The 25,577-nt window shown below is 61.1% G+C and carries 21 protein-coding genes, 1 tRNA gene and 1 pseudogene; 12 read left to right on the top strand and 11 right to left on the bottom strand.

Features of this window, described 5'->3' with window-relative positions; all coding sequences use genetic code 11:
- Positions 1-178: 178 nt before the first annotated feature.
- Entirely contained in the window at positions 179-1,009 is an 831-nt protein-coding gene (locus ABGT79_RS12465) for an Mrp/NBP35 family ATP-binding protein (RefSeq protein ID WP_346666446.1), read from the top strand.
- Positions 1,010-1,328: 319 nt separating this feature from the next.
- Here the strand turns inward: ABGT79_RS12465 and feoB are convergent, their stop codons facing one another.
- Together feoB and ABGT79_RS12455 are read right to left on the bottom strand one after the other, a co-directional pair.
- Positions 1,329-3,551 carry a ferrous iron transport protein B gene (gene feoB, locus ABGT79_RS12460; protein WP_346666445.1) on the bottom strand — a complete coding sequence of 741 codons (2,223 nt, stop codon included), beginning with the start codon at positions 3,549-3,551 and terminating at the stop codon, positions 1,329-1,331.
- On the bottom strand, positions 3,551-3,784 hold the full coding sequence (locus tag ABGT79_RS12455) for a FeoA family protein (RefSeq protein ID WP_294485892.1): 234 nt from the start codon (positions 3,782-3,784) through the stop codon (positions 3,551-3,553). The genes feoB and ABGT79_RS12455 overlap by 1 nt, the downstream gene beginning before the upstream one ends.
- A gap of 299 nt (positions 3,785-4,083) precedes the next feature.
- On the opposite strand from ABGT79_RS12455, the gene ABGT79_RS12450 reads away from it, so the two are divergent.
- Both ABGT79_RS12450 and ABGT79_RS12445 read left to right on the top strand, forming a co-directional pair.
- Positions 4,084-5,037 (top strand): ABC transporter ATP-binding protein, encoded by a 954-nt coding sequence (locus ABGT79_RS12450; RefSeq protein ID WP_346666444.1) that lies wholly within the window; start codon positions 4,084-4,086, stop codon positions 5,035-5,037.
- Between the two features lie 65 nt (positions 5,038-5,102).
- Positions 5,103-5,189, top strand: a tRNA-Leu gene (locus ABGT79_RS12445).
- A 701-nt stretch (positions 5,190-5,890) separates the two neighbouring features.
- On the opposite strand, the gene ABGT79_RS12440 is transcribed toward ABGT79_RS12445, so the two are convergent.
- Together ABGT79_RS12440 and ABGT79_RS12435 are read right to left on the bottom strand one after the other, a co-directional pair.
- The gene (locus ABGT79_RS12440; RefSeq protein ID WP_346666443.1) at positions 5,891-6,400 is read right to left on the bottom strand and encodes a DUF362 domain-containing protein; all 510 of its coding nucleotides are present in this window, start codon (positions 6,398-6,400) and stop codon (positions 5,891-5,893) included.
- Entirely contained in the window at positions 6,375-6,851 is a 477-nt protein-coding gene (locus ABGT79_RS12435; RefSeq protein ID WP_346666442.1) for a twin-arginine translocation signal domain-containing protein, read from the bottom strand. The genes ABGT79_RS12440 and ABGT79_RS12435 overlap by 26 nt, the downstream gene beginning before the upstream one ends.
- Positions 6,852-7,333: 482 nt before the next feature.
- Here ABGT79_RS12435 and larB point away from each other — a divergent pair, with 482 nt between their 5' ends.
- Genes larB through ABGT79_RS12415 form a run of 4 tightly spaced genes read left to right on the top strand, consistent with a single transcriptional unit; the run spans position 7,334 to position 10,764 of the window.
- On the top strand, positions 7,334-7,987 hold the full coding sequence (larB, locus tag ABGT79_RS12430) for a nickel pincer cofactor biosynthesis protein LarB (RefSeq protein ID WP_346666441.1): 654 nt from the start codon (positions 7,334-7,336) through the stop codon (positions 7,985-7,987).
- Positions 7,984-8,778 carry a LarC family nickel insertion protein gene (locus tag ABGT79_RS12425; RefSeq protein ID WP_346666440.1) on the top strand — a complete coding sequence of 265 codons (795 nt, stop codon included), beginning with the start codon at positions 7,984-7,986 and terminating at the stop codon, positions 8,776-8,778. The genes larB and ABGT79_RS12425 overlap by 4 nt, the downstream gene beginning before the upstream one ends.
- 18 nt (positions 8,779-8,796) lie before the next feature.
- The gene (locus tag ABGT79_RS12420; RefSeq protein WP_346666439.1) at positions 8,797-9,618 is read left to right on the top strand and encodes a tRNA(Ile)-lysidine synthetase; all 822 of its coding nucleotides are present in this window, start codon (positions 8,797-8,799) and stop codon (positions 9,616-9,618) included.
- Between the two features lie 36 nt (positions 9,619-9,654).
- Complete coding sequence (locus ABGT79_RS12415) at positions 9,655-10,764, top strand: DUF362 domain-containing protein (RefSeq protein WP_346666438.1); 1,110 nt, start codon at positions 9,655-9,657, stop codon at positions 10,762-10,764.
- Between the two features lie 262 nt (positions 10,765-11,026).
- On the opposite strand, the gene ABGT79_RS12410 is transcribed toward ABGT79_RS12415, so the two are convergent.
- Entirely contained in the window at positions 11,027-11,926 is a 900-nt protein-coding gene (locus ABGT79_RS12410; protein ID WP_346666437.1) for a LysR family transcriptional regulator, read from the bottom strand.
- Positions 11,927-12,126: 200 nt separating this feature from the next.
- Here ABGT79_RS12410 and ABGT79_RS12405 point away from each other — a divergent pair, with 200 nt between their 5' ends.
- From ABGT79_RS12405 to metA, 5 genes and pseudogenes are all read left to right on the top strand, one after another.
- Positions 12,127-13,158: an alpha/beta hydrolase gene (locus ABGT79_RS12405; protein ID WP_346666436.1), complete on the top strand. Its 1,032-nt coding sequence runs from the start codon at positions 12,127-12,129 to the stop codon at positions 13,156-13,158.
- A gap of 320 nt (positions 13,159-13,478) precedes the next feature.
- On the top strand, positions 13,479-14,669 hold the full coding sequence (locus ABGT79_RS12400) for an MFS transporter (RefSeq protein WP_346666435.1): 1,191 nt from the start codon (positions 13,479-13,481) through the stop codon (positions 14,667-14,669).
- 397 nt (positions 14,670-15,066) lie between these two features.
- Positions 15,067-15,474, top strand: a pseudogene (locus tag ABGT79_RS12395) (cupin domain-containing protein).
- Between the two features lie 819 nt (positions 15,475-16,293).
- Complete coding sequence (locus ABGT79_RS12390) at positions 16,294-17,577, top strand: O-acetylhomoserine aminocarboxypropyltransferase/cysteine synthase family protein (protein WP_294488460.1); 1,284 nt, start codon at positions 16,294-16,296, stop codon at positions 17,575-17,577.
- A 94-nt stretch (positions 17,578-17,671) separates the two neighbouring features.
- Entirely contained in the window at positions 17,672-18,613 is a 942-nt protein-coding gene (metA, locus tag ABGT79_RS12385) for a homoserine O-succinyltransferase (protein ID WP_294488457.1), read from the top strand.
- Positions 18,614-18,881: 268 nt separating this feature from the next.
- On the opposite strand, the gene ABGT79_RS12380 is transcribed toward metA, so the two are convergent.
- The 6 genes from ABGT79_RS12380 to ABGT79_RS12355 all read right to left on the bottom strand — a co-directional run bounded on the left by ABGT79_RS12380 (position 18,882) and on the right by ABGT79_RS12355 (position 25,399).
- A complete protein-coding gene (locus ABGT79_RS12380) occupies positions 18,882-19,820 on the bottom strand; it encodes a KpsF/GutQ family sugar-phosphate isomerase (RefSeq protein ID WP_346666434.1) in 939 nt (312 codons plus the stop codon).
- Positions 19,821-19,822: 2 nt separating this feature from the next.
- Positions 19,823-20,554, bottom strand: a complete 732-nt coding sequence (gene kdsB, locus ABGT79_RS12375; RefSeq protein WP_346666433.1) for a 3-deoxy-manno-octulosonate cytidylyltransferase — start codon at positions 20,552-20,554, stop codon at positions 19,823-19,825.
- The gene (gene kdsA / locus ABGT79_RS12370; RefSeq protein ID WP_346666432.1) at positions 20,551-21,384 is read right to left on the bottom strand and encodes a 3-deoxy-8-phosphooctulonate synthase; all 834 of its coding nucleotides are present in this window, start codon (positions 21,382-21,384) and stop codon (positions 20,551-20,553) included. The genes kdsB and kdsA overlap by 4 nt, the downstream gene beginning before the upstream one ends.
- 183 nt (positions 21,385-21,567) lie before the next feature.
- Entirely contained in the window at positions 21,568-23,280 is a 1,713-nt protein-coding gene (locus ABGT79_RS12365; RefSeq protein WP_346666431.1) for a M20/M25/M40 family metallo-hydrolase, read from the bottom strand.
- A 358-nt stretch (positions 23,281-23,638) separates the two neighbouring features.
- Positions 23,639-24,505 carry a UTP--glucose-1-phosphate uridylyltransferase gene (locus tag ABGT79_RS12360; protein WP_294488439.1) on the bottom strand — a complete coding sequence of 289 codons (867 nt, stop codon included), beginning with the start codon at positions 24,503-24,505 and terminating at the stop codon, positions 23,639-23,641.
- A 498-nt stretch (positions 24,506-25,003) separates the two neighbouring features.
- Entirely contained in the window at positions 25,004-25,399 is a 396-nt protein-coding gene (locus tag ABGT79_RS12355) for a NifB/NifX family molybdenum-iron cluster-binding protein (RefSeq protein WP_346666430.1), read from the bottom strand.
- Between the last annotated feature and the right edge of the window lie 178 nt (positions 25,400-25,577).

Genomic DNA, 25,577 nt, shown 5'->3' with positions numbered 1-25,577 from the left:
TTCCGCGTCCGGGACGGCGTTTCCATCACCCTCGCTCCCGGCGAGACGACAGCGCGTTTTCCCCCCGAAGACCCGGCCGACAAGGTTCCGACTTGTCAGAGCCCGGGGAAAGAACTATAGGAAAGAAACGTAGATTACCCGGCGCACCGTCCGTCGGGACAACAAAGGAAGTCTTACTATGAGCGATTGCGATCACAAGTGCGGCAGCTGCGGCCAGGACTGCGCGGAACGCACCGAACCTGTCGATATGAAGGTGAAGCTGCACAAGTTCTCCACCGTCAAGAAGGTCATCGGCGTCGTCAGCGGCAAGGGCGGCGTAGGCAAGTCCCTCGTCACGGGCCTGCTCGCCTCCAAGATGCAGAGCCGGGGTTCCCATGCCGCCGTGCTTGATGCCGATATTACCGGACCCTCCATTCCCCGCCTGTTCGGGCTCACCCAGCGCATGTCCGGCACGCAGCTGGGCCTGAACCCCGTGCGCTCCGCCACCGGCGTGGACATTGCCTCCATGAACCTTCTGCTGGAACACGACACCGATCCCGTGGTCTGGCGCGGCCCCGTCATCGCCAACGTGGTGACGCAGTTCTGGTCCGAAGTCATCTGGAACAACGTGGACTACATGTTCGTGGACATGCCTCCCGGAACCGGCGACGTGCCGCTGACCGTGTATCAGTCCCTGCCCATCGACGGCATCGTCATCGTCACCTCTCCGCAGGAACTCGTGTCCATGATCGTGGAAAAGGCCGTGAACATGGCCCGTCTCGACGGCCTGAACATTCCGGTCATCGGCCTTGTGGAAAACATGTCCTACTTTGAATGCCCGGACTGCGGCAAGCGCCACGCCATCTTCGGCGAAAGCCATCTCGAAGAGATCGCCAGGCAGTACGGCATCGCCCACATTGCCCGCATTCCGATTGATCCCTCCATCGCCAAGGCCTGCGATCAGGGAGCCATCGAAGCGGTCAGGAGCCCCTGGCTGGACGACATGGCCGACGCCGTCAGTCAGCTCTGATCCGCACTTTTGCGAATACGAAGGGGCGGAGCTTCGGCTCCGCCCCTTTTTTATGCGGCAGACATCCCCGCAGCCTCAATCCGCGAGGACGACGCCCCCCCAAAAAAAAAGCGGCCTCAACGACGGGCCAAACAACACTCCGCCGGGCCCCACTCTCTCCACGGCGCGCCCCGGATTGGTCGAGCGCGGCGAAGGCCTGCGCGCGGGGAGCCATCGAAGTCGAAAAGAGCCCACTCGTCCCGTGTTCTGCACAGGTCCATAAAAAAGGCGTCCCTCCGAAAACGGGGAGACGCCTTTTTCATGCGTTTACAAGATCAGATCAGCACCAGCGGAAAAGAATCTGATACGCCGAGGTGGCCACCACCATGGCCACGCAGGTGTTGAACACAAAGCTGAACAGCGCCCACTTGGCCGAGCCTGTTTCCATGCGTATGGTCACGAGGCTCACGAAGCAGGGCGCATAAAGCAGCACGAACAGCAGGAAGGCCACCACCGAGGGAATGTTCCAGTTCTTGTCTCTGGCGATGAAATCGGCCAGATTGCCGGAATCCTCGCCCGAGTCGTACAGCGAATAGGCCGTGCCCAGCGTGGTCACGATGACTTCCTTGGCCGCCAGACCGCCCAGCAGGGAGATGTTGGCTTCCCAGCCGAAGCCCGCATAGCGCGTCACCGGTTCCATGGCCGAGCCGATGCGTCCGGCAATGGTGTGACGCAGCGTTTCTTCGCTGAATCGTCCGTTTTCCGTCTGAATGGCGTGTTCGATGCTCCGGCGCAGGTCGGAATCCGGCGCGGCGGCACTAAGCTGCGTCTGCAGTTCGGTCAGCGTGGCTTCATGCGCCTGCACCCGGTCTTCGGGCAGTCCAGGATAGGCCATGGCCGCCCACACCACGATGGAGATGGCAAGAATGACGGTTCCGGCCTTCTTCAGATATTCCCAGGTGCGCTCGCCGGCGTGAATGAACATGCCCTGCAACGTGGGCATGCGGTAGGGAGGCAGCTCCATGACGAACGGGGTGGCCGGGCCCTTGATGAAGGAAGAGCGCAGCACGCGCGCGGCAAGCATGGCCACCACCCAGCCGGTGAGCGTGAGCCCGAACATGACGAGCGCTTCGTTGCCCGGGAAAAACACGCCCGAAAACACGATGAACACGGGAAGCTTGGCGCCGCAGGCCATGAACGGCACGGTGAGCAGCGTGGCCAGCTTTTCACGGGGACTGCGCAGCGTGCGCGCCGCCATGATGCCGGGAACGGCGCATCCGCCGGCAATGCCGCCGCCGAGGATGTAGGGAACCACGGAAGCCCCGTGCAGACCGAAGATGCGGAAGATTCTGTCCAGCATATAGGCCATGCGCGCCATATAGCCGGAGTCTTCCAGAATGGCGATCTGCATGAATATCAGCAGAATAAGCGGCACAAAGCACATTACGCCGCCCACGCCGTCGATGATGCCCGAAGTAATCATGGACTTCAGCACGCCGTCGGCCATGTTGGCGTCCACCAGATTGCGCAGCCACGCAAACAGCGACTCCACCCACTGCATGGGAATCTCGCCGACCGTGAACGTGATGCGGTACATGAGGTACATGATGGCGAGCATGATGAGCGGGCCGAAAATCTGATGCGTGAGAATATGATCCGCCCTGTCGGAAAGGTCCATGCGCTGGGCTATGTCGTCGCGGCGGGTCAGCACTCCGCGGAGCAGAGAGCTGATGTAACCGTAGCGGTAATCGGCAATGATGGCCTCGGCGCTGGTGCCGAGCGTGGCCTTGAGATGGGCTTCCACCTCGTCGATGTGCTCCTTCACGTGCGCCATGACCTCGGGCTTGTCGTGACTGAGCTCGGAAAGAATTTCCTCGTCGTTTTCCAAGAGCTTGAGCGCAAGCCAGCGGGTAGGATACGGCGCGCAGCCCACGCCCTCCTCGTCGAGGGATTCCGTCAGGTGCTTGAGCACGGGATCAAGATCCGGCCCGTAGGAAATGCTCAGCGGACGCCAGGGCTTTCCCTCGAACTTGCGGCTGAACGCCAGCGTTTCGTGCAGATATTCCTGAAGGCCCTCGCCGGTGCGGGCCACGGTTTCCACCACGGGCACGCCCAGACGCCGGGACAGTTCCTTGACGTCGATGCTCATGCCCATGGCGCGGGCTTCGTCCATCATGTTGAGTCCGATGGAAACGGGCACGCCCATTTCCATGAGCTGAACGGCCAGATACAGATTGCGTTCCAGAGCGCCGGCATTGAGCAGCGCCATGACGGCCAGCGGCTTTTCCGTGCCGATGACGCGGCGCGCCACGCGCTCTTCCTGCGTATAGGCGGTGAGCGAATAGGCGCCCGGCAGATCAATGATGCGGATGGCTTCGCCGTCGCAGTGGGCTATGCCCTCCTTCTGCTCCACGGTGATGCCGGGATAGTTGCCCACATGCTGACGGGCTCCCGTAAGCGCGTTGAACGAGGTCGTCTTCCCCGAGTTCGGATTTCCGGCGAGCGCGAGGGTGGGCAGCTCGCTGCGCGGCCGCCCGTCGTCAGAATGATGAAAATAAGACATCAGTCCACCTTCTCCACCAGAATGAAATCAGCTTCGTTGTTGCGCAGGCTCAAGGTAAAGCCCGGCAGGCGGAGGGCTACGGGATCGCGCAGCGGCGCGCGGCCTATGACTTCCACTTCGGCTCCGGGAACCAGTCCCATGTCGCGGATGCGGCGGCCCAGTTCACCATCGGCTCGTACGGATGCAATGCGCGCCTTGGTGCCTACGGGAAGAGAACGAAGAGGTATGCTCATGTCAAATGTCCTTGATGATGCTGAGGGTTGTTCTCCCCGCACCGGGAGGATTCAGAACGACGACTCAGCTCAGGACGTTTTCCGCCTGACTTCTCGGACAGATAGCCGTGAACCGACCGAAGATTCCGAATGTCCCGATACGAAATGCGGTTTCAACAAGCTAAGCTTCCGCCGCGCGCTTGTCAAATCATGCGACCGTCTCTTGCCCGCTCCGGGAAGCTGTGGCATAGTCGCCTCGTCCTTTTCCGCGCACTTCTGGGCGCGGAGCACGTTTTACCTCTGCAAGCGGGCGTTTCATCATGCTTCCCCTGCTCGACGTTCAGCATCTCACCGTATCCTTTGGTTCCGTTCCCGTCGTGCGCGACATCAGTTTTTCGCTGTTTCGGGGCCGCACGCTCTGCCTCGTGGGCGAATCCGGATCCGGCAAGAGCATGACGGCCTTTACCATCATGCGCCTGCTTCCCCCTCCGGGACGCGTTTGCTCGGGAGCCCTGCTCTTTGAAGGCGAAGACCTGCTCAAGCTCAGGGAAAAGGACATGCGCCGCCGGCGGGGCCGCGACATCTCCATGATATTCCAGGAACCCATGACCTCCCTGAATCCCGTGCTGCGCATAGGAAAACAGCTTGCCGAGCCTCTCGAAATCCACGAAGGCCTGCACGGCCGCGCGGCCGAAGAGCGTGCCGCCGAGCTCATGGATCTCGTGGGCATACCCGACCCCGTCCGCAGGCTCAACGACTATCCGCATCAGTTTTCCGGCGGCATGCGACAGCGCGTCATGATAGCCATGGCGCTGGCCTGCTCTCCCAAGCTCCTGCTGGCCGACGAACCCACCACCGCGCTCGACATCACCATTCAGGGGCAGATTCTGCGCCTTCTCGGCAGGCTCGCCCGTGAAAGAGACATGGGCGTGCTGCTCATCACCCACGATCTCGGCGTGGTGGCCGAAGCCGCGGACGACGTCGCCGTCATGTACGCCGGGGAACTCATGGAACAGGCGCCGGTTTCCGAATTCTTCGCCGAGCCGCTGCATCCCTACTCCCGGGGCCTCATGGCCTGTGCGCCCCTCGTGGGCAATCACAACTGCGAAAGGCTGCCCTCCATTCCCGGCATGGTTCCGCTGCCTTCCGAACTTCCCGAAGGCTGTTCCTTCCGTCCGCGCTGCCCGCACGCTTCGCAGCAGTGCCTCAGTGAACCGCCGCTCCGGGCCGTCAGCGAGCACCATTTCGTGCGATGCTGGAAGGCTTTCGCATAAAAATTCGCCAAACTCGAAAAAAAACTCTTGCCAAAGGACGGCAAATCTACTAAGAACATTCCTGCGCCGAAGTGGTGAAATTGGTAGACACGCTAGGTTCAGGGTCTAGTTCCCGTTCGGGAGTAAGAGTTCGAGTCTCTTCTTCGGCACCAGTGCGAATATCAGGGTTGTCATGAACATGACAACCCTTTTTCGTTTTTTGCCGCTTTTTCTCTCCGTCACACTGACTTTCCCCCCACACCGACATCCGGCCGGGCCTCCGGTCGCACGTCCGCACTTCCGAAGATCCCCCCTAGCCTTGAAGAGCCGCCCCCTCTGTGTTTGGCTCGGGCGTTTCCGCAGAAGACCGGAACGCCCATTCCGCATTTTTTCATGATCGAGACAGCCGCCCCGGCTGAAAATTCTCTGACGGCATCCACTCTCACGCATGCGCAAAAGCTCCGAGCGAGGGGGCCGCCCGGCAAAACACTCGGCAAAGCCGACGGCTCAACGCACGCCTTCGCACCCGCCGCACCATCTGATGAACCACCGTCAGAAAACGCCTGCGGTCAACACGCCCCCTCCCGCCCCCGCGACGTGCAATCTGCGACTCTTTCTTCATCCTGTCAGGCCAAGGCAACCGGGCGCGCCCGTTTTATGAACGGCGGGCCCTGTGCGGATGGGGCTCCCAAGCTCCGGCACGGCGCAGCGCCGGGACAACCGGCACCTTTTCCGCGCCCATGACGCAGCGCGCCCCGCGCTCTTCGTGCAATGGGCGGTGCGTGCATACATGTTAAAAACACTTCGGGCGGCCGCGCCGAAAAACACGCAACCGCCCGACATCAACCGGAGCAAACCGCAGGCAACGCCCGCGCTAGACCCAGATCAGCTCGTATTCGCTGCTGCCGAGTCCCATTTCCTTCATGTAGGAAAGCTGACGCAGCCCCTTCCGGCTTTCCATGCGTTCCACCATGGGCGCGCGCACGTCTTCCGGCAGCGCGTAGATCATGTCCACGGACGCCCGGTCTATGGCCTGAATATCCGTGGACGCCAGTATGCCGAGATCCGGCAGTTGCACGGGCTCGGCGGCCGTGCCTTCGCAGTCGCAGCTCACCGACATGTTGCGGAGCACATTGATGTAGGCAATATGCGTGCCGAAATGATCCACAATGGCCTTGCCGCCCTCCACCATGCGTTCCATGAAGGGCTCGCCGCCCGGCCAGCCGCCGTCCGGCGTCAGGCGGTGCAGCTGCTGCTTGCCCGTTCTGCCCGACGCGCAGCCTATGGAAATATTCTTGAGCGAACCGCCGAACCCGCCGAGCGTGTGCCCCTTGAAATGCGTCAGCACCAGCATGGAGTCATAATTGAGAAGATGCGATCCCACGGCCAGTTCCTTGAGGTGCCTGCCCCCCCTTCACGGGAAGGGATGCGTCGCCGTCGGCGTCCATGATGTCCACGGGGCAGAACGTCCAGCCGTTGTGCCGGATCACCTCTCTGTGCCCTTCCGTAGTCTGGCGGGGGCTCGCATAGAGCACGTTGCACTCGACAATGCTGCTCTGCGGAATGGTCGCCTGAAGATCACGAACCCAGTCGCGCGGCAGAATGTTCGGCCCGTCCGGCTCGCCGGTGTGCAGCTTGATGGCCACCCTGCCCGTGATGCCGCCGTTCACCAGAGCGTACATTTTCCGCAGCGTTTCACTGTCCAACGACTTCGCGGCGTACACCTTCGCCCTGCTCTGCGCCGCAATGCCGCGCCCCGGCAGCGTCATGCCCGCAGCCAGCGTTCCCGCCACGACCGCTCCGGCCCTGAGAAAATTCCGTCGAGAAATGCTCATGACTACCTCCTTGTCAACGCGCGAAGACGGACGATTTTCGCCTATTCTGCCTTTGACCTTATCAACTCTGAGCCGGAAAAACAGACACATTCCTCTCTCGTTCTTGCCTGATCCTGCACATCCCGCCTTTTTCGTCCGCGCCGCGGCCCGGTGGCCTCCCGAACGTCGCAGTCCGCGATCGGCCAAAACGCGCCCTACACTACCTCCGCATGACGCTGACGGAAGACGACTGTTTCTGCGCGGGAGCTCGCAGGCGGCACGGGCAGAGCGTTCCGCCTGCCTCGGGCCTTGCTGCTCGGAAGGCGCAAAAGAACGCCCGTATCGGCCAAGGTCGGCAGAATCAGGCAAGAATTTGAAAGAATAGTATCTACCCGTTCCGCTTTTTCTGATCTACACATCATGGCAAGTTCCGTTTCCCGGCCTCTCGCGCCGACTTGCGAAAATCGACCGGGAACGCTATCTCCGTTGCAAGAGGAATCAACATGAATCACGGCATTCTTTTCGACCATGCCCGCGCCTCGCGCATCGGCCTGCCGGAAGCGGTCTTTTGCGAAGGCAAGCCCTTCGAGGCCGTCCGGGAACTTCTGGAACAATTCGGCAGAGGCTCTGGACGCCCCGTGCTGTTCACCAGACTCGCCCAGGACGTGTTCGAGCGCATGCCCGCAGAGCTGCGGGAACAGTACGACTACCACCCTCTTTCCCGGACGGCCTTCGGCGACACACTGCCCTCAGGCAAGAAAGGCCGCGTGGCCATCGTTTCCGCCGGCACTTCCGACGGCCCGGTCGCCTGGGAGGCGGCCCGCACCCTGGAATATCTCGGCATAGAGCACGCCGTGTTTGAAGACTGCGGCGTGGCCGGACTCTGGAGGATTGCGGAACGGCTGGACGACATCAACCGCTTTCAGGCGGTCATCGTCGTGGCCGGACTCGACGCGGCGCTCGCCAGCGTCATGGGCGGACTCACGCCTCTGCCCGTGTTCGGCGTGCCCACCTCCGTGGGCTACGGCGTGGCCAAAGGCGGCCAGGCGGCGCTGGCAAGCATGCTTTCCAGCTGCGCCCCGGGCATTGCCGTCATGAACATCGACAACGGCTACGGCGCGGCCTGTGCCGCAGCCCGCGTGGTAAATCATCTATGAGCAACGAACATCACGATCACTCCCACGACCATCACCATCACGAGCACGACGCGCCGTCCGCGCCCGTGCTGACCGTCCGCGCCCATTCCGGACTTTCCGGCGACATGTTTCTCGCCGGTCTGCTCCGCATGACGGAAATTTCACCGGACGAGCTGGAAGCGACCCTTGTTTCCATCATGCCCGAGCTTTCAGGATGCGTTCAGCTCGTGCGCAAGGAAGTGAACCACATAGGCGGCTGGCACGCGCAGGTTACGCTTCCGCATCAGCACGAACACCGCACGCTGGCCGACATTCTGTCGCTCATTGCCGCAGGAGGCATGAGCGACGAAGGCAAGGCCCTCGCCTCGCAGACCTTCACGCTGCTTGCCCAGGCCGAAGGCGCGGTTCACGGTCTCACGCCCGCACAGGTGCATTTTCACGAAGTGGGCGCGCTGGACAGCATTCTCGACATCTGCCTGAGCTGCGAACTGTTCCACAGGCTTTCGCCCTCCCGCTTTGTCGCAAGCCCGCTGCCCATGGCCGACGGCTTCGTACACTGCGCCCACGGCGTCATTCCCGTGCCCGCCCCCGCGGTGCTGGAACTTCTGGACGGCGTGCCCGTGCGGCCCTTCTCCGGTCAGGGCGAAACCGTCACGCCCACGGCCATGGCGCTGCTGAAGGCGCTCGGCGCGCAGTTCGGCCCATGGCCCGCCATGCAGGTGGAAAAAAAGGCCCTGGTGTACGGCACCCGCGTGTTTGAAGACGCTCCCAACGGAGCACTCTTCGCCTGCGGACGCCCTGAAGAATTCTGATTTTCCCGCCGAATTCCTATGGACTACGCTTCTCTTGCCCCTCTGGGCGACATTCTCGCCACCGTGACCGATCAGAAACGCTTCGCCCTCGCCTACTCCGGCGGCCTCGACAGCCGCTTTCTTGCGCACGCCGCGCATGCACTGGGCTTTTCGCCGCTGCTTCTGCACGTCACGGGGCCGCACGTGCCGCCGGAAGAAACCGCCTTCGCCCGTTCATGGGCCGAAAGTCTCTCCCTTGAATTCCGGGAGATTCCCGTCAATCCGCTGTGTCTGCCTTCCGTGGCCGCAGGCTCGCGTGAGCGCTGCTACGCGTGCAAAAAAGCCATGTTCACCACGCTGGCCGCCGTTTCCGACCTGCCGCTGTGCGACGGCACCAACGCTTCCGACGCTCTCGTGTTCCGTCCGGGCCTGCGGGCCGTGCGGGAACTTGGCGTCGCCTCCCCTCTCGCTCTTGCCGGACTGACCAAAAACGATATACATTTGCTTGCCGAAAAAACCGGCATGTCGCTGCCGCAGCAGAAAGCCAGACCTTGTCTGCTCACCCGCCTGCCCTACGGAGTCTCTCCCTCGGAAGACGCGCTTGCGGCCGTTGCCGCCGGAGAACACGTCGTGCGGCGCATGCTCGCCGAAGCCGGCATGTCCGAGACCGACTTCCGTCTGCGCCTCGTCTCCGCAGACAGACCGGAACTGCACATGCTCGCCGCCGACGTCTGCTCCATGCCCCCGGACCTTGCACCTCGGCTGCTTCGGGCAGTCCATGCTGCCATGCCGGGATATCCCGCACCCGTGCTGTCCGCGCAGGAAACCCTTTCCGGCTTTTTCGACCGGCCATCCGCATAACTTTATCGACCCATACCCGTACCAGGAGGATTTTCCATGGCACCATCGAAAGTTTATTTCACCGACATGCGCTGCAAGGTGGGTGTCAGCCTGCTCGACAAGCTGGACAAGCTCATCCGCGCCGCCGGCATCGAGACCATCGACTTTGAAAACAAGTTCGTAGCCATCAAGATGCACTTCGGCGAACCCGGCAACCTGTCCTTCCTGCGTCCCAACTTCGCCCGCGTCGTGGCCGAACGCGTGAAGGCCCTCGGCGGCCGCCCCTTCCTCACCGACTGCAACACCCTGTACGTCGGCCGCCGCAAGCATGCTCTGGAACATCTCGACGCCGCCAATGAAAACGGCTTCTCGCCCCTCAGCACCGGCTGCCAGATCATCATTGCCGACGGCCTCAAGGGCACCGACGACGTGGAAGTGCCGCTGGAAGGCTGCACCGAATTCAAGAGCGCCCGCATCGGCCGCGCCATCATGGACGCCGACATCTTCATTTCCCTCACCCACTTCAAAGGTCATGAAATCACGGGCTTCGGCGGCACCATCAAGAACATCGGCATGGGCTGCGGCAGCCGTGCGGGCAAAATGGCCATGCACAGCATGGGCAAACCCACGGTCGATCCTGAAAAGTGCCGCGGCTGCCGCACCTGCTCCCGTTATTGCGCTCAGTCGGCCATTTCCTACGGCGAAGATCACAAGGCCGTCATCAATCACGACGTCTGCGTGGGCTGCGGCCGCTGCATTGCCACCTGCAACTTCGACGCCATCTCCAATGCCATCGACGCCGACAGCAGCATTCTGAACCGCCGCATGGCCGAATACACCAAGGCCGTGATTCAGGGCCGTCCCAGCTTCCACATCAGCATCGTCAATCAGGTTTCCCCCTGCTGCGACTGCCACGGCGAAAACGACGCCGCCGTGGTGCCGGACATCGGCATGTTCGCCAGCTTCGATCCCGTGGCTCTGGACAAGGCCTGCATCGACGCCGTGAACGCCGCACCCGTCATCGCCTCCAGCGTGCTCGGTCAGTGCGATCACGGTCAGCACGACCACTTCACCAGCATCCATCCCACCACGGACTGGCGCAGCCAGATTGAACACGCCGAAGCCATCGGCCTCGGCACCGCCGAATACGAACTCGTCAGCCTCTAAAGCACAGGCGCGGCGGGAAAACATCGCGTTTTTGCGCCGCGCTCCGATCAACGCCCGGCAGCGTTCCCACATGCGACGCGGCCGGGCCTGACGGCATTCCGGGCCCCTCTCCGCAGGGGCCTTTTCTTATGCTCACAAAACGACGCCTCGGACGGACAGCACGCATTCCGACTTCTGATCGACCGCCGTCCACACAAAACAGCTTTGCGTTCACCACGCAGGCGCGCATCTTCGCCCGCTGCCACAGACGTCCCCGCAGCGTTCAGCGCACAGGAGCTTTTCTGCGCCGCATATTCTCCTGAAGTATGCCGAGAAACTTTTCCGCCGCGCGGGAAAACACCTGATATTTCTTCCAGGCAATGGCCAGCCCCACCTCCAGACCGGGTTCCAGCGGACGAAAGCACAACGGCCCGCCGTTGTCGCTGCGGATGATGCCTTCAAGACAAAGCGCGTAGCCCATGCCCTCCTCCACCAGCAGCGACGCGTTGTAAAGAAGGTTGTACGTGGCTATGACGTTCAACCTGTCGAAGCTCTGCCCCATCCAGCCGGAAATCTCATTGGCCACCAGCGCCTGACGCGAACAGATGAGCGGAAGCGCCGTCACGTCCTCGGGACGCAGCGCCGCCCTGGCCGCAAGCGGACTGTCTGCGCGCATGAGCACGCCCCAGCGCTCCGCCGTCGGCAGCCTGACGTACTCATAGCGGGAAAGATCGGCAGGCTCCACAAACACGCCGAAATCCACAAGGCCCTTGTCCAGTCTGTCCATGACGTCGGCCGCGTTGCCGCTGAAAAACTGACAGGACACATGGGGATGCGCGGCCACAAGCTCCGTGGCCGCAGCGGCAATGAGACGCATGCCCGGCGACTCCCCGCCCCCTATGCGTATCTCGCCGCTGACGTCTTCCTCCGTCGAGCGAAATTCCTCGGCCGTGCTGTCCGCCAGCGACACTATCTCCTGCGCCCTCCCGCGCAGAAACACGCCGTCTTCCGTCAGCGTCATGCGGCGGCCGCCGCGCAGAAAAAGCTTCTTGCCGAGCTCATCCTCCAGTTCCATGATCTGCCGGGAAAGCGTCGGCTGCGTGATGTGCAGAAGTTCCGCCGCGCGGGAAATGCTTTCCTCACGCGCCACCACAAGAAAATATCGCAATACTCTCAGCTCCATGCGTCAATCCTCCCTGCTCCTGCGTGCTGCGCCGACGGCGACAAGTTCGACAACATATCCTAACGAACCTTCTTCATGCCTGTAAAGCATGATTTGAATTCATTATAAGTATTTGCTATGGATATGACTCCTTGCTTATAACACCCTCAGTTGTTTTCCCCCTTTTCCGACCCGGACCGTCCGGCCTTCTGGAGTTCTGCATGAACGCTTTTGTCCCGGTTTTTCTGTCTGCGCTTCTGGCCTTTGCTCCCGCGCTTTCCGCCCAAGGCAGGGACGGCGAATTTCCCGTGCCCTCCACCGTCAGCCCTCAGCTTCAGTCCATGATCGCCGCGGGCATCCCCGAAGGGTGGGACAAGCCGCCCCGCACAGTTCAGGAATGGAAAACCTGGATCCATTCCGTGGCGCAGCGCCAGCTCAAGGGCCTGCCCGCCCTGCGTGAAAAACTCGGCGTGACCATGAAGACCGACACCATTGCCGGCGTGCCTGTGTTCATTTTTGAGCCGAAGGACGCGCCCGACGACGGACGTCTGCTCCTGAATCTGCACGGCGGCGGTTACGTTCTCGGCCCGGGAGAAGCAGGCACGCAGGAAGCCGTGTTCATGGCCGGCATCGGCAAGTGCCGCGTCGTCTATGCGGATTACAGAATGGCGCCGGATTTTCCGTATCCCGCCGCCATCGACGACGCCATGGCCGTTTATCGCGAACTTCTGAAGCGGCGTCCCGCAGAAAGCATCGGCGTGTTCGGCACGTCTACGGGCGGAGCCATGACGCTCATTCTCGCCCTTCGCGCCAAAGACGAAGGCCTGCCGCTTCCCGCCGCCCTGGCCTCGGGAACCCCGTGGGCGCAGATCAACGAAGTCGGCGACAGCTACGCCACCAACGAAGGCGTGGACAACGTTCTCGTCAGCTATCACGGCTGGCTGGAAGGAGCGGCCAGGCTCTACGCCGCCGGACACGACATGGAAGATCCCTACCTCTCCCCGGTGAACGGCGACGTGCGCGGCTTCCCGCCCACCCTGCTCACCTCCGGCACCAGAGATCTCTTTCTCAGCAATACCGTGCGCATGCATCTCAAACTGAGGCAGGCCGGAGTGCCCGCCGATCTCATCATTTTTGAAGGTCTCTCGCACGCGCAGTATCACATGGACGCAGACATGCCCGAAGCCAGATTCCACTTTGAAGAGCTCGGGCGATTCTTCCGAAAGCATGTGAAGCCCGCAGCCGTGCAATAACCATTGACGTTTTCGCCGGAGGCCGGCAACGGCTTTCGCCGACTCTGGCCTCCAGTCTCAGGCAGTCCGACGCGCCGCAACGACGCGAAACGGCGGATTCTTCTTTTGCGCCCGAAAAAGCGCCGAATCCGCGAGGAAACACCGCCGTCGTCGCGGATTCGCCCTTGCCGCCCTGATCGCACTGAACTCCTCGCTGCACAGGAAGCGGCAACGCGTCAAAACGCAGAAGCGCCCGACAGTTCGTCGCCCCGCACACGACTCTTCCTCCACAGCGACGACGTTTCCCTTATCCTTCAACTTCTCCGACCGAGGTCGTCTTCATGGAAGCCGTCTTCTCCCCTCTTGCAAAAGCCCGCTGGTCCGCCGTGTTCTCCCTGTTCATGGGCGTGACCTGCCTCATTTCCGCAGAATTCACGCCCGTGAGTCTGCTTACCCCCATAGCCCAGGGGCTTTCCATTTCCGAAGGCATGGCCGGACAGACCGTCACCGCCGTAGGCGCGCTCGCCATGATGACCAGTCTGCTGCTCGCCCCCCTCACCCGTCACACCGACAGACGCCGCATTCTGCTGATTCTCTCCGCCCTGCTCATCGTTTCCAATCTGCTGGTGGCCTTCGCCTCCAACTACCTCACCCTCATGCTCGGCCGCGCGCTGCTCGGCGTGTGCGTCGGCGGATTCTGGTCCATGGCCTCCGCCGTCACCATTCAGCTCGTTCCGCAGAAGGACATTCCCCGCGCGCTCAGCATTCTCTATTCCGGCGTGTCCGTGGCCACCATCATTTCCCTGCCGCTGGCCAGCCTGCTGGAAGAAACCTTCGGCTGGCGCAACGTCTTTCTGCTTTCCGCCGTGCCCGGCATCGTGTCCCTCATCTGGCAGTACGCCGTGCTGCCCTCCATTCCGCCCCGCCCGGGCAACGACTTTCGCGGCATGTTCGCCCTGCTCAAGGTGCGCTGGGCGCTCGCAGGCATTGCGGCCACCATTTTCGCCTACGGCGGCTACCATTCCCTGTTCACCTACCTGCGCCCCTATCTGGAACACGGCCTCGCGCTCGCTCCCGGCGCGCTTTCCGCCATGCTGCTCGCCTACGGCGTTGCCAACACTGCCGGAACCTTCATCGCCGGCGTGCTGCTGAACCGCCATTTCCGCGCCACCATGATGGGCATGCACGCCGCCCTCGCCGTCATGGCCATGATTCTGTTCATCGTGCCCGGTTCCGTCGTGGTCAGCATTCCGCTGCTTCTGCTCTGGGGCTTTTTCTTCGGCATGCTCTGCGTCGGCTGGACGGCCTGGATTGCCCGCACTCTGGCCGACAAGGCGGAAATCGCCGGCGGACTCTCGGTGGCCGCCATCCAGTTTTCCATCGGCTCCGCCGCGGCCCTCGGCGGACACATCTACGACGCCTCCGGCATGTCCGGCATTTTCCTCATGGCCTCCGTCATTCTTGTGGGAGCCATCGTGCTCGCCGTGACCAGCTTTTCCCTCTACTTCCGCAGCACCGGAAAAAAACTCTAGCCTCCGGAGCACGGCGCGCCGGAGCGTTTCGCACCGCGCGGCAAACGGCCGACCTCTGCATTCCGGCTCTGCACGCGCCTTTGCCGAATACCGAAAATCCTCGTCCGTCGTCCGGACGGGCAATAGCCCATGTTCTAACTCAGCAACATCTTCCCAGTTTGAGAGAATAAGGCAAGAATTGGAGAGAATACGCTCTATGCGCCTTCCCGGGGAAGGACTACGGTAACAACAAACAACGGAAAACAACGGACGCCCCGCACACGCTTCCGAACACGTGCGCCATGCGCAATCAGCCCGGAATCCGCAGCGCTCCGACACGCCTTTTGCGGACTGCGGGCCCTCAACGCCGCAACGGCGGGCGCGTTCTCTTGCTTCAATCCACCCAAGGAGCAGCTTCATGCAGACGATCACCGATCTTTTTCCCCGCGGCGAAGCCAATACCGCCTATGCGAAATACTTTACGGGCAACAGCTGGCTGAACATGCTTTCCACCAAAGGCGTGGCCATCGGCAACGTGACTTTTGAACCCGGATGCCGCAACAACTGGCACATCCATCACGCCACCGCTCACGGCGGGCAGATTCTGCTCTGCACGGCAGGCCGCGGCTGATATCAGGAATGGGGCAAGGAAGCCCGTGAACTGCATCCCGGCGACGTGGTCATCATTCCGGCCGGAGTCAAGCACTGGCACGGCGCGGCCAAGGACAGCTGGTTCGCACACCTGGCCGTGGAAGCGCCCGGCGACAACGCCTCCAACGAATGGCTCGAACCCGTTTCCGCCGAGGAATACGATCCCCTGCCCTGACCTTTCTCCCGCCCCGGCATGAACGAGCGTTCCATCCGGGGCCTATGACGAAGCGGTCGCTTTCCGCCAGGACATCGAACGCTTCGTCTGCGCTGCGCGAAATCTTTCCCGCAGCGTCGCCGCGTCGCACGCTTCTGCCCCTTTCTGCGACGCGGCTTTTTTTTGCCCTGCGCCACATCATCCGGGCAAGACTCCTTTTCCGTTTCGCCCCTTGCCGCGCTTTTTTGCGGCTTCGCGTTATCGCCGCTTCCCAGCCCGTCGGCCCCGCTTCGGCCTGCTCGCTTATGCGCCCCGCTCTTCCCATCCCGAGCACGCCTGCAACGCCCCCCGACCTGCACCCCTCCGACTTCCGCCGCAAACTTCCGCCGCTCCGCCGTCCCTGGTTCGGAGCACAACATATTCTGAAAACATTCCGAAGCGCCTTCCGAAGGTGCAGCTTTTTCCGCCGACACTCCGAGCTACGCATGGGGCGCAAGCCTTTTGCGGCCTCCCGGGGAAAAGCCCGGACTTTCCCTTCCGGCGCTTGACATTTTTGAAAGCCGTTTATATAAGGATTTCCAGATATAGAGTTATATCAAAAGGCAGGCATGATGGAATACTTTCTCGAACTTCTCGACGAACGCATGTGCAGGGGCGAAACAACAGTCGCACCGGTCTTCCTTCATACCTGATTCATGCTGGCAAGAAGCCCGTGCGACAAGCGCGGGCTTTTTCATTTTTGTTCACCAGTTCCTGTCGGACATCCCGTTTCGGCCAAGAGCCGTGTCCGGCCGGCACAACAGCCATATAAACTCTCTCACTTTTCGGAAAGGATCTCCCATGAACAAGCATATCGAAACCACCTGCGTTCAGGGCGGCTACACCCCCGGCAACGGCGAACCCCGTCAGATTCCCATCATTCAGAGCACTACGTTCAAGTACGACACCAGCGAAGACATGGGCAAGCTGTTCGACCTTGAAGCCAGCGGCTACTTCTACACCCGTCTGCAGAACCCCACCAACGACTACGTGGCCGCCAAAATCGCCGCCCTCGAAGGCGGTTCCGCCGCCATGCTGACCTCTTCCGGTCAGGCGGCCTCCTTCTTCAGCGTGTTCAACCTCGCAAGCGCCGGCGATCACGTGGTGGCCTCCTCCACCATCTACGGCGGCACCTACAACCTGTTTGCCGTCACCATGAAGCGCATGGGCATCGACTTCACCTTCGTCTCGCCCGACTGCTCCGACGAAGAACTTGAAGCCGCCTTCCGTCCCAACACCAAGGCCGTGTTCGGCGAAACCATCGCCAACCCCGCCCTCGTGGTGCTCGACATCGAACGCTTCGCCAAGGCCGCTCACGCGCACGGCGTGCCGCTCATCATCGACAACACCTTCGCCACGCCCGTGAACTGCCGTCCCATCGAATGGGGCGCGGACATTGTGGTTCACTCCACCACCAAGTACATGGACGGTCACGGCGCGGCCGTGGGCGGCTGCATCGTGGATTCCGGCAAGTTCGACTGGATGGCCCACGCCGAAAAGTTCCCCGGCCTCTGCACGCCCGATGAAAGCTATCACGGCATCACCTATGTGACCAAGTTCGGCAACGCCGCGGCCTACATCACCAAGGCCACCGCTCAGCTCATGCGCGACTTCGGCGCCATTCAGGCTCCGCAGAACGCCTTCCTGCTGAATCTCGGTCTGGAAAGCCTGCACGTTCGCATGGCCCGTCACTGCGAAAACGGTCTGGCCGTGGCCAAGTATCTCAGCCAGAGCGACATGGTCGACTGGGTGCGCTACCCCGGTCTGCCCGGCGACAAGTACTACGAACTCGCGCAGAAGTATCTTCCCAACGGCTCCTGCGGCGTGGTGAGCTTCGGCGTGAAGGGCGGCCGCAAGGCTGCGGAAAACTTCATGAAGCATCTGCGCATCGCCGCCATCGAAACCCACGTGGCCGACGCCCGCACCTGCTGCCTGCATCCTGCGAGCGCCACGCATCGCCAGATGAACGACGATGAACTGCGCAAGTGCGGCATTCTGCCCGAACTCGTGCGCTTCTCCTGCGGCATAGAAAACGCCGAGGATCTCATCGCCGACATCGCTCAGGCTCTGGACGCCAACCGCTGATGTTCCGGGCCTTCCGACGCGCGTCGGAAGGCCCTTTTGCCGTGTCCGACCGCCGGCTTCCCGCACTTTTCCGTCCGCCATCCGGGAGGATGCCATGCCCATCAAAATTCCCAACGAACTTCCCGCCGTAAAAACCCTCAACAACGAAAACATCTTCGTCATTACCGAAACGCGCGCCGTCACGCAGGATATCCGCCCGCTGAAGATACTTCTGCTCAACCTCATGCCTACCAAAATCGCCACGGAAACCCAGCTTTCCCGGCTGCTCGGCAACACGCCCCTTCAAGTGGAACTTGAACTTATCCACACCTCCAGCCACGAGTCCAAAAACACGCCGCGCAGCCATCTGCTTTCCTTCTACAAGACCTTCAACGACGTGCGCCGCAACTACTACGACGGCATGATCATCACCGGCGCGCCCGTAGAGCTCATGCCCTTTGAGGAAGTCGAATACTGGAACGAGCTCTGCGACATCATGGAATGGAGCAAAACGCACGTTCACAGCACCTTCCACATCTGCTGGGGCGCGCAGGCCGGTCTCTACTATCACTACGGCATTCAGAAAAAGCTTCTGCCCAAAAAGCTTTCCGGCATCTACCCCCATCATGTGGATCATGCGGGTTCCATCCTCTTCCGCGGTTTCGACGACGTGTTCATGGTTCCCCATTCCCGCAACACTACCGTGGACCGCGCCGACGTGGAAAAGCAGCCGGAACTCAAGATTCTTGCGTCCTCGCCGCAGGCCGGGCTCTACGCCATCTCCACGGACAACGGCAAGCAGATATTCATTACCGGCCACTCCGAATACGACGCCGACACACTGAACAAGGAATACCTGCGCGACGTGGCCGCGGGCCTCAATCCCGACATTCCCGAGAACTACTATCCGAATGACGATCCCAGTCAGCCGCCCCGCATGACCTGGCGCGCCCACGCCCATCTCATCTATGCCAACTGGCTGAACTACTTCGTGTATCAGTCCACGCCCTACGATCTGGCGGAACTCGAGAAGCAGGCAAAGGCCGCAAGGAAGTAGCCGGACATTTTCTCCTTCCGCGGACAAGCGGCATCGCACAGCGTACAAAGCTCCGCGCCCTCGTCATGAGAGCGCGGAGCTTTGTATCGTTGCAATTCATTTGACAATCTGCCCAAAAGCGGAACACGGCTCTCTCCTGCGGGCATCCATTGTTTCGCCTTGTACGCAAAAACGGCCGGACCTCCGTTCGGAGAATCCGGCCGTCCATCAGGCGCGCTGCCGCGTCGCAAACGTCGCCCCCGCCATGTTGAAGCAGAGAGCGCGGTCTTTACAGGATGTCGTGCATGCTCAGAATGCCGAGCGGCCTGTGCTCGTCGTCCACCACAAACACGCAGGTGATCTTCTTCTCTTCCATGATTCCCTGCGCCTTGGCGCTCAACGCGTCGGCGTCAACGCACACGGGATTTCTGGTCATCAGTTCCTCGGCCGTGCTCTCCAGAATGTTCGGCCCCATGTGACGCCGCAGATCGCCGTCGGTAATGATGCCCACGAGCTTCTCGCCGTCCACGACGCCCACGCAGCCGAAGCCCTTGCGCGTCATTTCGGCCAGCACGTTCATCATGGGCGCGTCGGGCGTAAGCAGCGGCATGGCGTCGCCCGTGTGCATGAGATCGCGCACCAGCGAAAGCTTCTGCCCCAGCGAGCCGCCGGGATGAAAACGCCGGAAGTCTTCCCTGCGGAAGCCCCGCGCCGTCAGCAGGCACATGGCCAGCGCGTCGCCGAGGGCCATCTGCACAGTTGTGCTCGTGGTGGGTGCGCAGTCGAGCGGACACGCCTCGTGAAGTTGCGGCTGCAGCAGCAGATAATCGCAGTGCTTGCCGAGAAAGCTGTCGGCGTTTCGGGTAATGGCCACTATGGGCATGTTGTTCTGCGATGCGTAGAGCACGATGTCCGTCAGTTCCGCCGTGTTGCCGGAATTGGAAATGGCAATGACGGCATCGTCGGGCGTCATCATGCCGAGATCGCCGTGACTGGCTTCGGCAGGATGAATAAAGTATGCCGGAGACCCGGTGGAAGCCAGCGTCGCCGCAATTTTCCGCGCCACATGGCCGCTCTTGCCCATGCCCGTCACGGCGATGCGGCCTCTGATTCCGAGAAGACAATCCACCGTACGCTCAAAGCTTTCCCCGAGATCGTCGGCCAGAACCTGCAGAGCGTGGGCTTCGTCGCGCAGCACCTGCCTGGCTTCATCAAGATACTTTGCCATGACTACCCGGCCTTTTCCGTCAGTATGCGGCGCACCGCTTCAAGATCCTCGGGCGTATCCACGCCCGGCCCCGTGGCCTCCACCTCAAGCACGCGGATGGCTATGCCCGCCTGAAGCACGCGCAGCTGCTCAAGTTTTTCCGTGTTTTCCAGAGGCGAATACGGAAGATTGCCGAAATTCATCAGGAATTCCCGGCGATACGCGTACATGCCGAGATGTCCGAAATACTGCGGAGCAATCCCCCCGGAGCGCGGAAACGGTATGGGGCTGCGGCTGAAATACAAAGCGTTGCCGTTGTGGGCGCGCACCACCTTCACCAGATTGGGATTCTGCGCCTGTTCCGCGCTTATGGAATAGCAGAGCGTACCCATCTGAAGCGAGGGATCATCCAGCATGGCGCGCGCCAGCTTTTCAATGGAAGCAGGCTCCACCAGCGGCTCGTCGCCCTGCACGTTCACATAGACGTCCGCAGGATGGGACTTCGCCACCTCGATAAGCCGATCCGACCCCGAAGGACAATCGGGACTGGTCATGCAGGCCGCGCCGCCGAATGCCTTGACGGCGTTCAGAATACGCTCATCGTCCGTGGCTACCAGCACCTCGTCGAACAGCGAAACCCGGCGCACCCTTTCATACACGTGCTGCACCATGGGCTTGCCGCAGATGTCCACCAGCGGCTTGCCCGGCAGACGCGTGGACGCGTACCGGGAAGGAATGACGGCAATCATGCTCATGCTCTCTTCTCCTTGGACACGGCGTCAAAGGCCTTGATGAGGGAAAGGAACTTCGGCAGATCCCTGAGCGCCAGCATGTTCGGGCCGTCGCAGGGCGCCTTGTCCGGATCGGGATGCACTTCCATGAATATGCCGGCCACGCCCACAGCCGTTGCGGCACGGGCCAGCGTGGGCACGAATTCCCGCTGACCGCCGCTGCACGAACCCTGTGCGCCCGGCAGCTGCACCGAATGGGTGGCGTCAAACACCACAGGCGCGAATTTCTTCATGATTTCAAGCCCCCGCATGTCCACCACCAGGTTGCCGTAACCGAAGGTGGTGCCGCGCTCGCACAGCGTGATGCGCTCATTGCCCGTGGAACGGGCCTTCTTGAGCACGTTTTCCATTTCCCACGGCGCAAGGAACTGCCCCTTTTTGATGTTGACCGGCTTCATGGTGGAAGCGGCCGCAAGAATGAGATCGGTCTGACGGCAGAGGAAGGCCGGCGTCTGCAGATAGTCCGCCACTTCGGCCACGGGCGCGGCCTGCTCGGCAGTATGAATGTCGGTGAGCACGGGAATGTTCCGGCTCTCGCGCACTTCTGCAAGAATGGAAAGCCCTTCCTTCATGCCCACGCCGCGAAAGCCCGCGCCGGAGCTGCGGTTCGCCTTGTCGAAGCTCGACTTGTACACGAAGGGAATGCCCGCCTCCGCAAAAATTTCCTTGAGCGCGGCGGACACCTCCAGCGCATGAGCCCGGCTTTCGATGGCGCACGGCCCGGCTATGAAGAAAAGAGGCAGCGTGTTGTCGACCGTAATATACGGCCTGCCGTTGAATGCAAGTTCAAACATGAAAACTCCAAGCCCGTCGGGCGGAAAAGGGAAAAACAACGCCTGGTAGTATAAGCCATGCTCCGGCCGACTTCAAGGGAAGTCCCGCGCTCCAGCGCGCTGGAGATCTGCCGGATGAAGCGCCTTTTTCCGCCTGAGGCAAGGGCATGGTTTTCCGCTATCTGCGACGCCGCTGTCGCCTGATCAAGGACGCCTGGACGGCGCTTCAGCAGAGCGCGTGGCAACGCCTTCATCGGAAGTGACGGACAATTCCCGGATCACCCGTTCGAGCATCTTCGGCGCAACGGTGAAGGAGTAGTCCAGCTCCAGGCGTTCCGTATCCTTGTGCGCGTCCTTGCCCGAAGGCCCCACGGAGGCAATGGGAACGTCGAGCGACATGAGATCCTTCATGGACAGGGAGAAGACCGTTCCCCATCCGGGCATGTTCTCGGCCAGCGTGTTCAGCTCGTCAGGGCGTCCCTGAAAGCCCATGTAGCTCAGATCCATGATGCCGCTGAAGCAGTCCACGAGACTGACCTGCCCCACGCTCTTTTCAAGGTCGTCCAGCACGCCCTCCATGATGGAACGCAGACGACGCTCCTTGTCCGTGGCGCGCAGATTGATGCGCTGCGGATAATAGGGCGGCAGGAATCCCACCACCACGGCAGGCCCCTTGAGATTGAGCAGCGACACCAGGTGATCCAGCACAGCAAGGCCCTTTTCCCGCTCATCCATGTTCTCAGGAAGCGCCTCGGTGAAATTCCGCAGACGCTTTTCCGCCTCTTCCGCGCCCAGTTCCCCGGCAAGACGTTCCGTCAGCTCATGCACCGTAAACACGCTCGACTGCCAGTCGGGCACCGGCGTGTCCCTGCGACCGGAGCGCTGCTGAAAACGACGTCCGGCCTCCTTGATGCCCGCAAGCGTTTCATCAAGCGCCCGCTGCGCCACGTCGCGGCAGATGTTCAGCATGTCCAACGGACTTCTGCTCACGGTAAGCACGTTGAAATAGGCGGCCGCGCGTTCAGGGAGCGTGACGGAATACGTGTCGCGAAGATCCTTCAGCTTGAGGCATACCGGAGGCGTCAGGGTATCCGGTCCCGAGCCGTCGATAAGGTCCGGACAGGCGTCCATCAGGCATACAACACGCGCGGCAATGGCCGCGGCGTTCACGCCGTCGAAGGCATAGCCCACATGCGCCTCTCTGCCTATACAGAAAAACAGCGGCATGATCTTCCCCGTGGTGCCCGTGAACAGAACACGATGCGGACGGCTTTCTCCCGTGGTTTTCGACGTCCAGAACGCGGGTTCCCCGGAAAGCGCGGCCACAAGATCCAGCCGACGCTCCCGAATGAACCCGCACAGGCCGGAAAGCGATCCACGCATGCCTACCGAACTTCCCTCTTCATCGGGCACGGCCAGAAAAAGCAGATTCACGCCCAGCTCGTCGCGATGACGGGCCATGTGCGCAAGGTACGCCATGTGAACGGCAAGCCCCGCCTTCATGTCCATGACGCCGCGACCGAAAAGCCAGTTGCCGGAAGCCAGATCTTCCCGGGCTTCCTCGGGAATGTCGCGCCGTCCAATCGCCGCCGTGTAGGCATCGGCGTCAAAGGCCAGATCGGCCAGATCGCCACACACGTCCGTATCCACCACGTCGAAATGCCCGTTCAGAAGCACCGTGCGCGAAACCGGCTCCCCGGCTTCCACAAAGGCAAGTACGGCGCGTCTTTGGAGTCCGCCCTCTTCCACGGGAAGAAAACGAAGAAATTCCGGATGATCTCTGAAATAGTCCTCTTTGGCCAGCAGAGAAAAAATGGCGTCGGCCGCCTCATTTTCTCCCGCCGTGTGGGATACGCTCCGTATGCGGACCAGTTCCCTGGTCAGGTTCAGCATTCCTTCCCGTGTAAATTCAAGCATGACGCCTCCTTTTGTTCAGGGCCGAACCTATTCCCGGCAAATCAAAAATACAAGGCCGCAGACAGGGAAAATTACCGGCGGAGGGGGGGAACGTCCGTCCGCAGACGAACGCCGAAGGATGTGTCCGTTCCGGCAGGATGCCCCCGTTCCTTCCACTCACAGCTTTTTCCGCCCGAGAAGAGCCTGTCGGAGCACCGGTTCCGTTCTGAAAAATGGCAGCGGTCCCGGGCTTTTTCCAAGGCCGTGCATGCGTTTCCCGCTTCCGGCGCGCACGCCTTTTTCCGAACCACGGGCGCAAAAAAAGCGCGCACGGCAGAATGGTCATGCGCGCCTTCAGTATTATCGGCAAAAGCCTGTGCTACTGGTCAAGCAGCTCCTTGAGCGCCTCGCGCAGAGGCTCGTGCAGCTTCTTGTCCTGAAGGCCGAAGTAAATGCCCGCGGTCAGGTAATCAACCCAGTCGCCGGCGTCGAAGCGACGCCCCTTCATCTTCACGGCAAGCATGCCCTTGTCCTTCATGTAGTCGGCCAGCGCGTCGGTCAGCTGAATTTCTCCGCCCTTGCCGGGCTTGACCTTCGCAATGTAGCTGAAAATTTCACGCGGAAGCACATAGCGCCCCACGATGGCCAGACGGGAATTCATGGAGCCGACGGCAGGCTTTTCCACCATGTCGGTGATGCGGTACACGCCTTCCTCAAGTTCCTCGCCCGCCACCATGCCGTACTTGTCGATTTTATCGGCAGGCACTTCCATCACGCCGATGGCCGGCATGTTGTACTTTTCCGCGGTCTGCACGAGCTGCACAAGACCGGCATTGTCCCCCACCATGAAGTCATCACCCACCATGACCGCAAAGTAGTCTTCCTGCACTATGGATCTGGCGCAGCCCACCGCATGGCCGAGTCCCAGCTGCTGCTTCTGACGCACGGCCATGACGTCCACCATGGTGGCGGCCTCCTGCACGGCCTTGAGCTGCTCTATCTTGCCCGCCTCGGCCAGCAGTTCCTCAAGCTCGATGTTGCGGTCAAAATGATCTTCCACCACGCACTTGTGACGATTCGTCACAAAGATGACTTCCTGAACGCCGGCGCGCACAGCCTCTTCCACAACGTACTGGATGACGGGCTTGTTATAGATGGGCAGCATTTCCTTGGGAATATTCTTGCTGGCGGGAAGAGAACGGGTACCCCATCCTGCAACAGGAAGAACGACCTTGCTTACTTTCATGACGACCTCACAGAACCTTGGGAAAAAGCTTTGACGGCTTATGCCGTTTTCCGTAACAACGCGGAATCATCCGCTTGAAAGCATGCCCGACACACCTGGCCCCAGGCAGGCCTCACCGCGAAAGTCCTTTTTTTCGCAAGAAACGTCTTCCGCGGCATTATCAATCAGATACGTTCAACATGCTCTTCTTTTGACTTCAAACTACACCTTTTTTCCGCCTACGTCCATATGTTCATACAAATGTAAAAAGGATGAAACAAAAATTTTTTTGCCTGTAACAGGCGCAACACACTGATGGTACGATTGCCCCGCTCCTTCGCCTTCTTCTATTCCTTATATAAAAGCATCGGCAACATCAGGATGTTGTCATTCAACGCCAGAAAAGCTCTGCATTTTCCAAAAAATCTCTGACCGCAGACACGATACGCCCCCGGAAAAGGATTGCTCTTCCGAGGGCATATTCAAAAAATTACAATCAGCGTTTTCGATGCCGCAACATCAGGCATGGTGATGGCCGCAGCCGCCGCGGCACAGATTGCCGGAGCCGAATTCCTGCAGTCTGCCGTCGATATACGCCTGCAGCACTTCCTGCACGGTCAGAAAGCCGGTGGCGTAAAACACCTGCATGCCCATCTGATGCATGGCGTTCAGCGGTCCCATGCCCATGCCTCCGGCAATGAGCACCTTGACGCCTTTGCCCGCCAGCGCCTGCACGGGCACAATGCAGCCGCCCTGATCATGGCCCTCGTTGTATTCAATGGAAACGTCGAGAATCTTTCCGTCCTGAATGCGGGCCACGGTGTAGGCGTCGCAATGGCCGAAATGCGCGCTGGGTCTGGCGTCGAGTCCGGCGGGAGCATCGGAAGGAACGGCAACAAGAACAGCTTCAGACATGGCAAATCTCCTCTCTCATTTGAAATACGCAACAAGGCGGCGTTGCGGGCTATCTGACGACGCTCCGAACGGAACGCCGTCACCTCTGCAGTCCACTGACAGAATACTCGCTGCGCTCTCCGGTTCTGCCGTGACTCCCGGCAGAACACCTGCTGAGTCCGCGGAGTCTTCCGCGTTC

Source organism: uncultured Mailhella sp., assembly GCF_963931295.1.
Taxonomy (GTDB): domain Bacteria; phylum Desulfobacterota; class Desulfovibrionia; order Desulfovibrionales; family Desulfovibrionaceae; genus Mailhella.
Note: the sequence above shows the minus strand (reverse complement) of the source record. Positions and strands in the feature narration are given on the sequence as shown.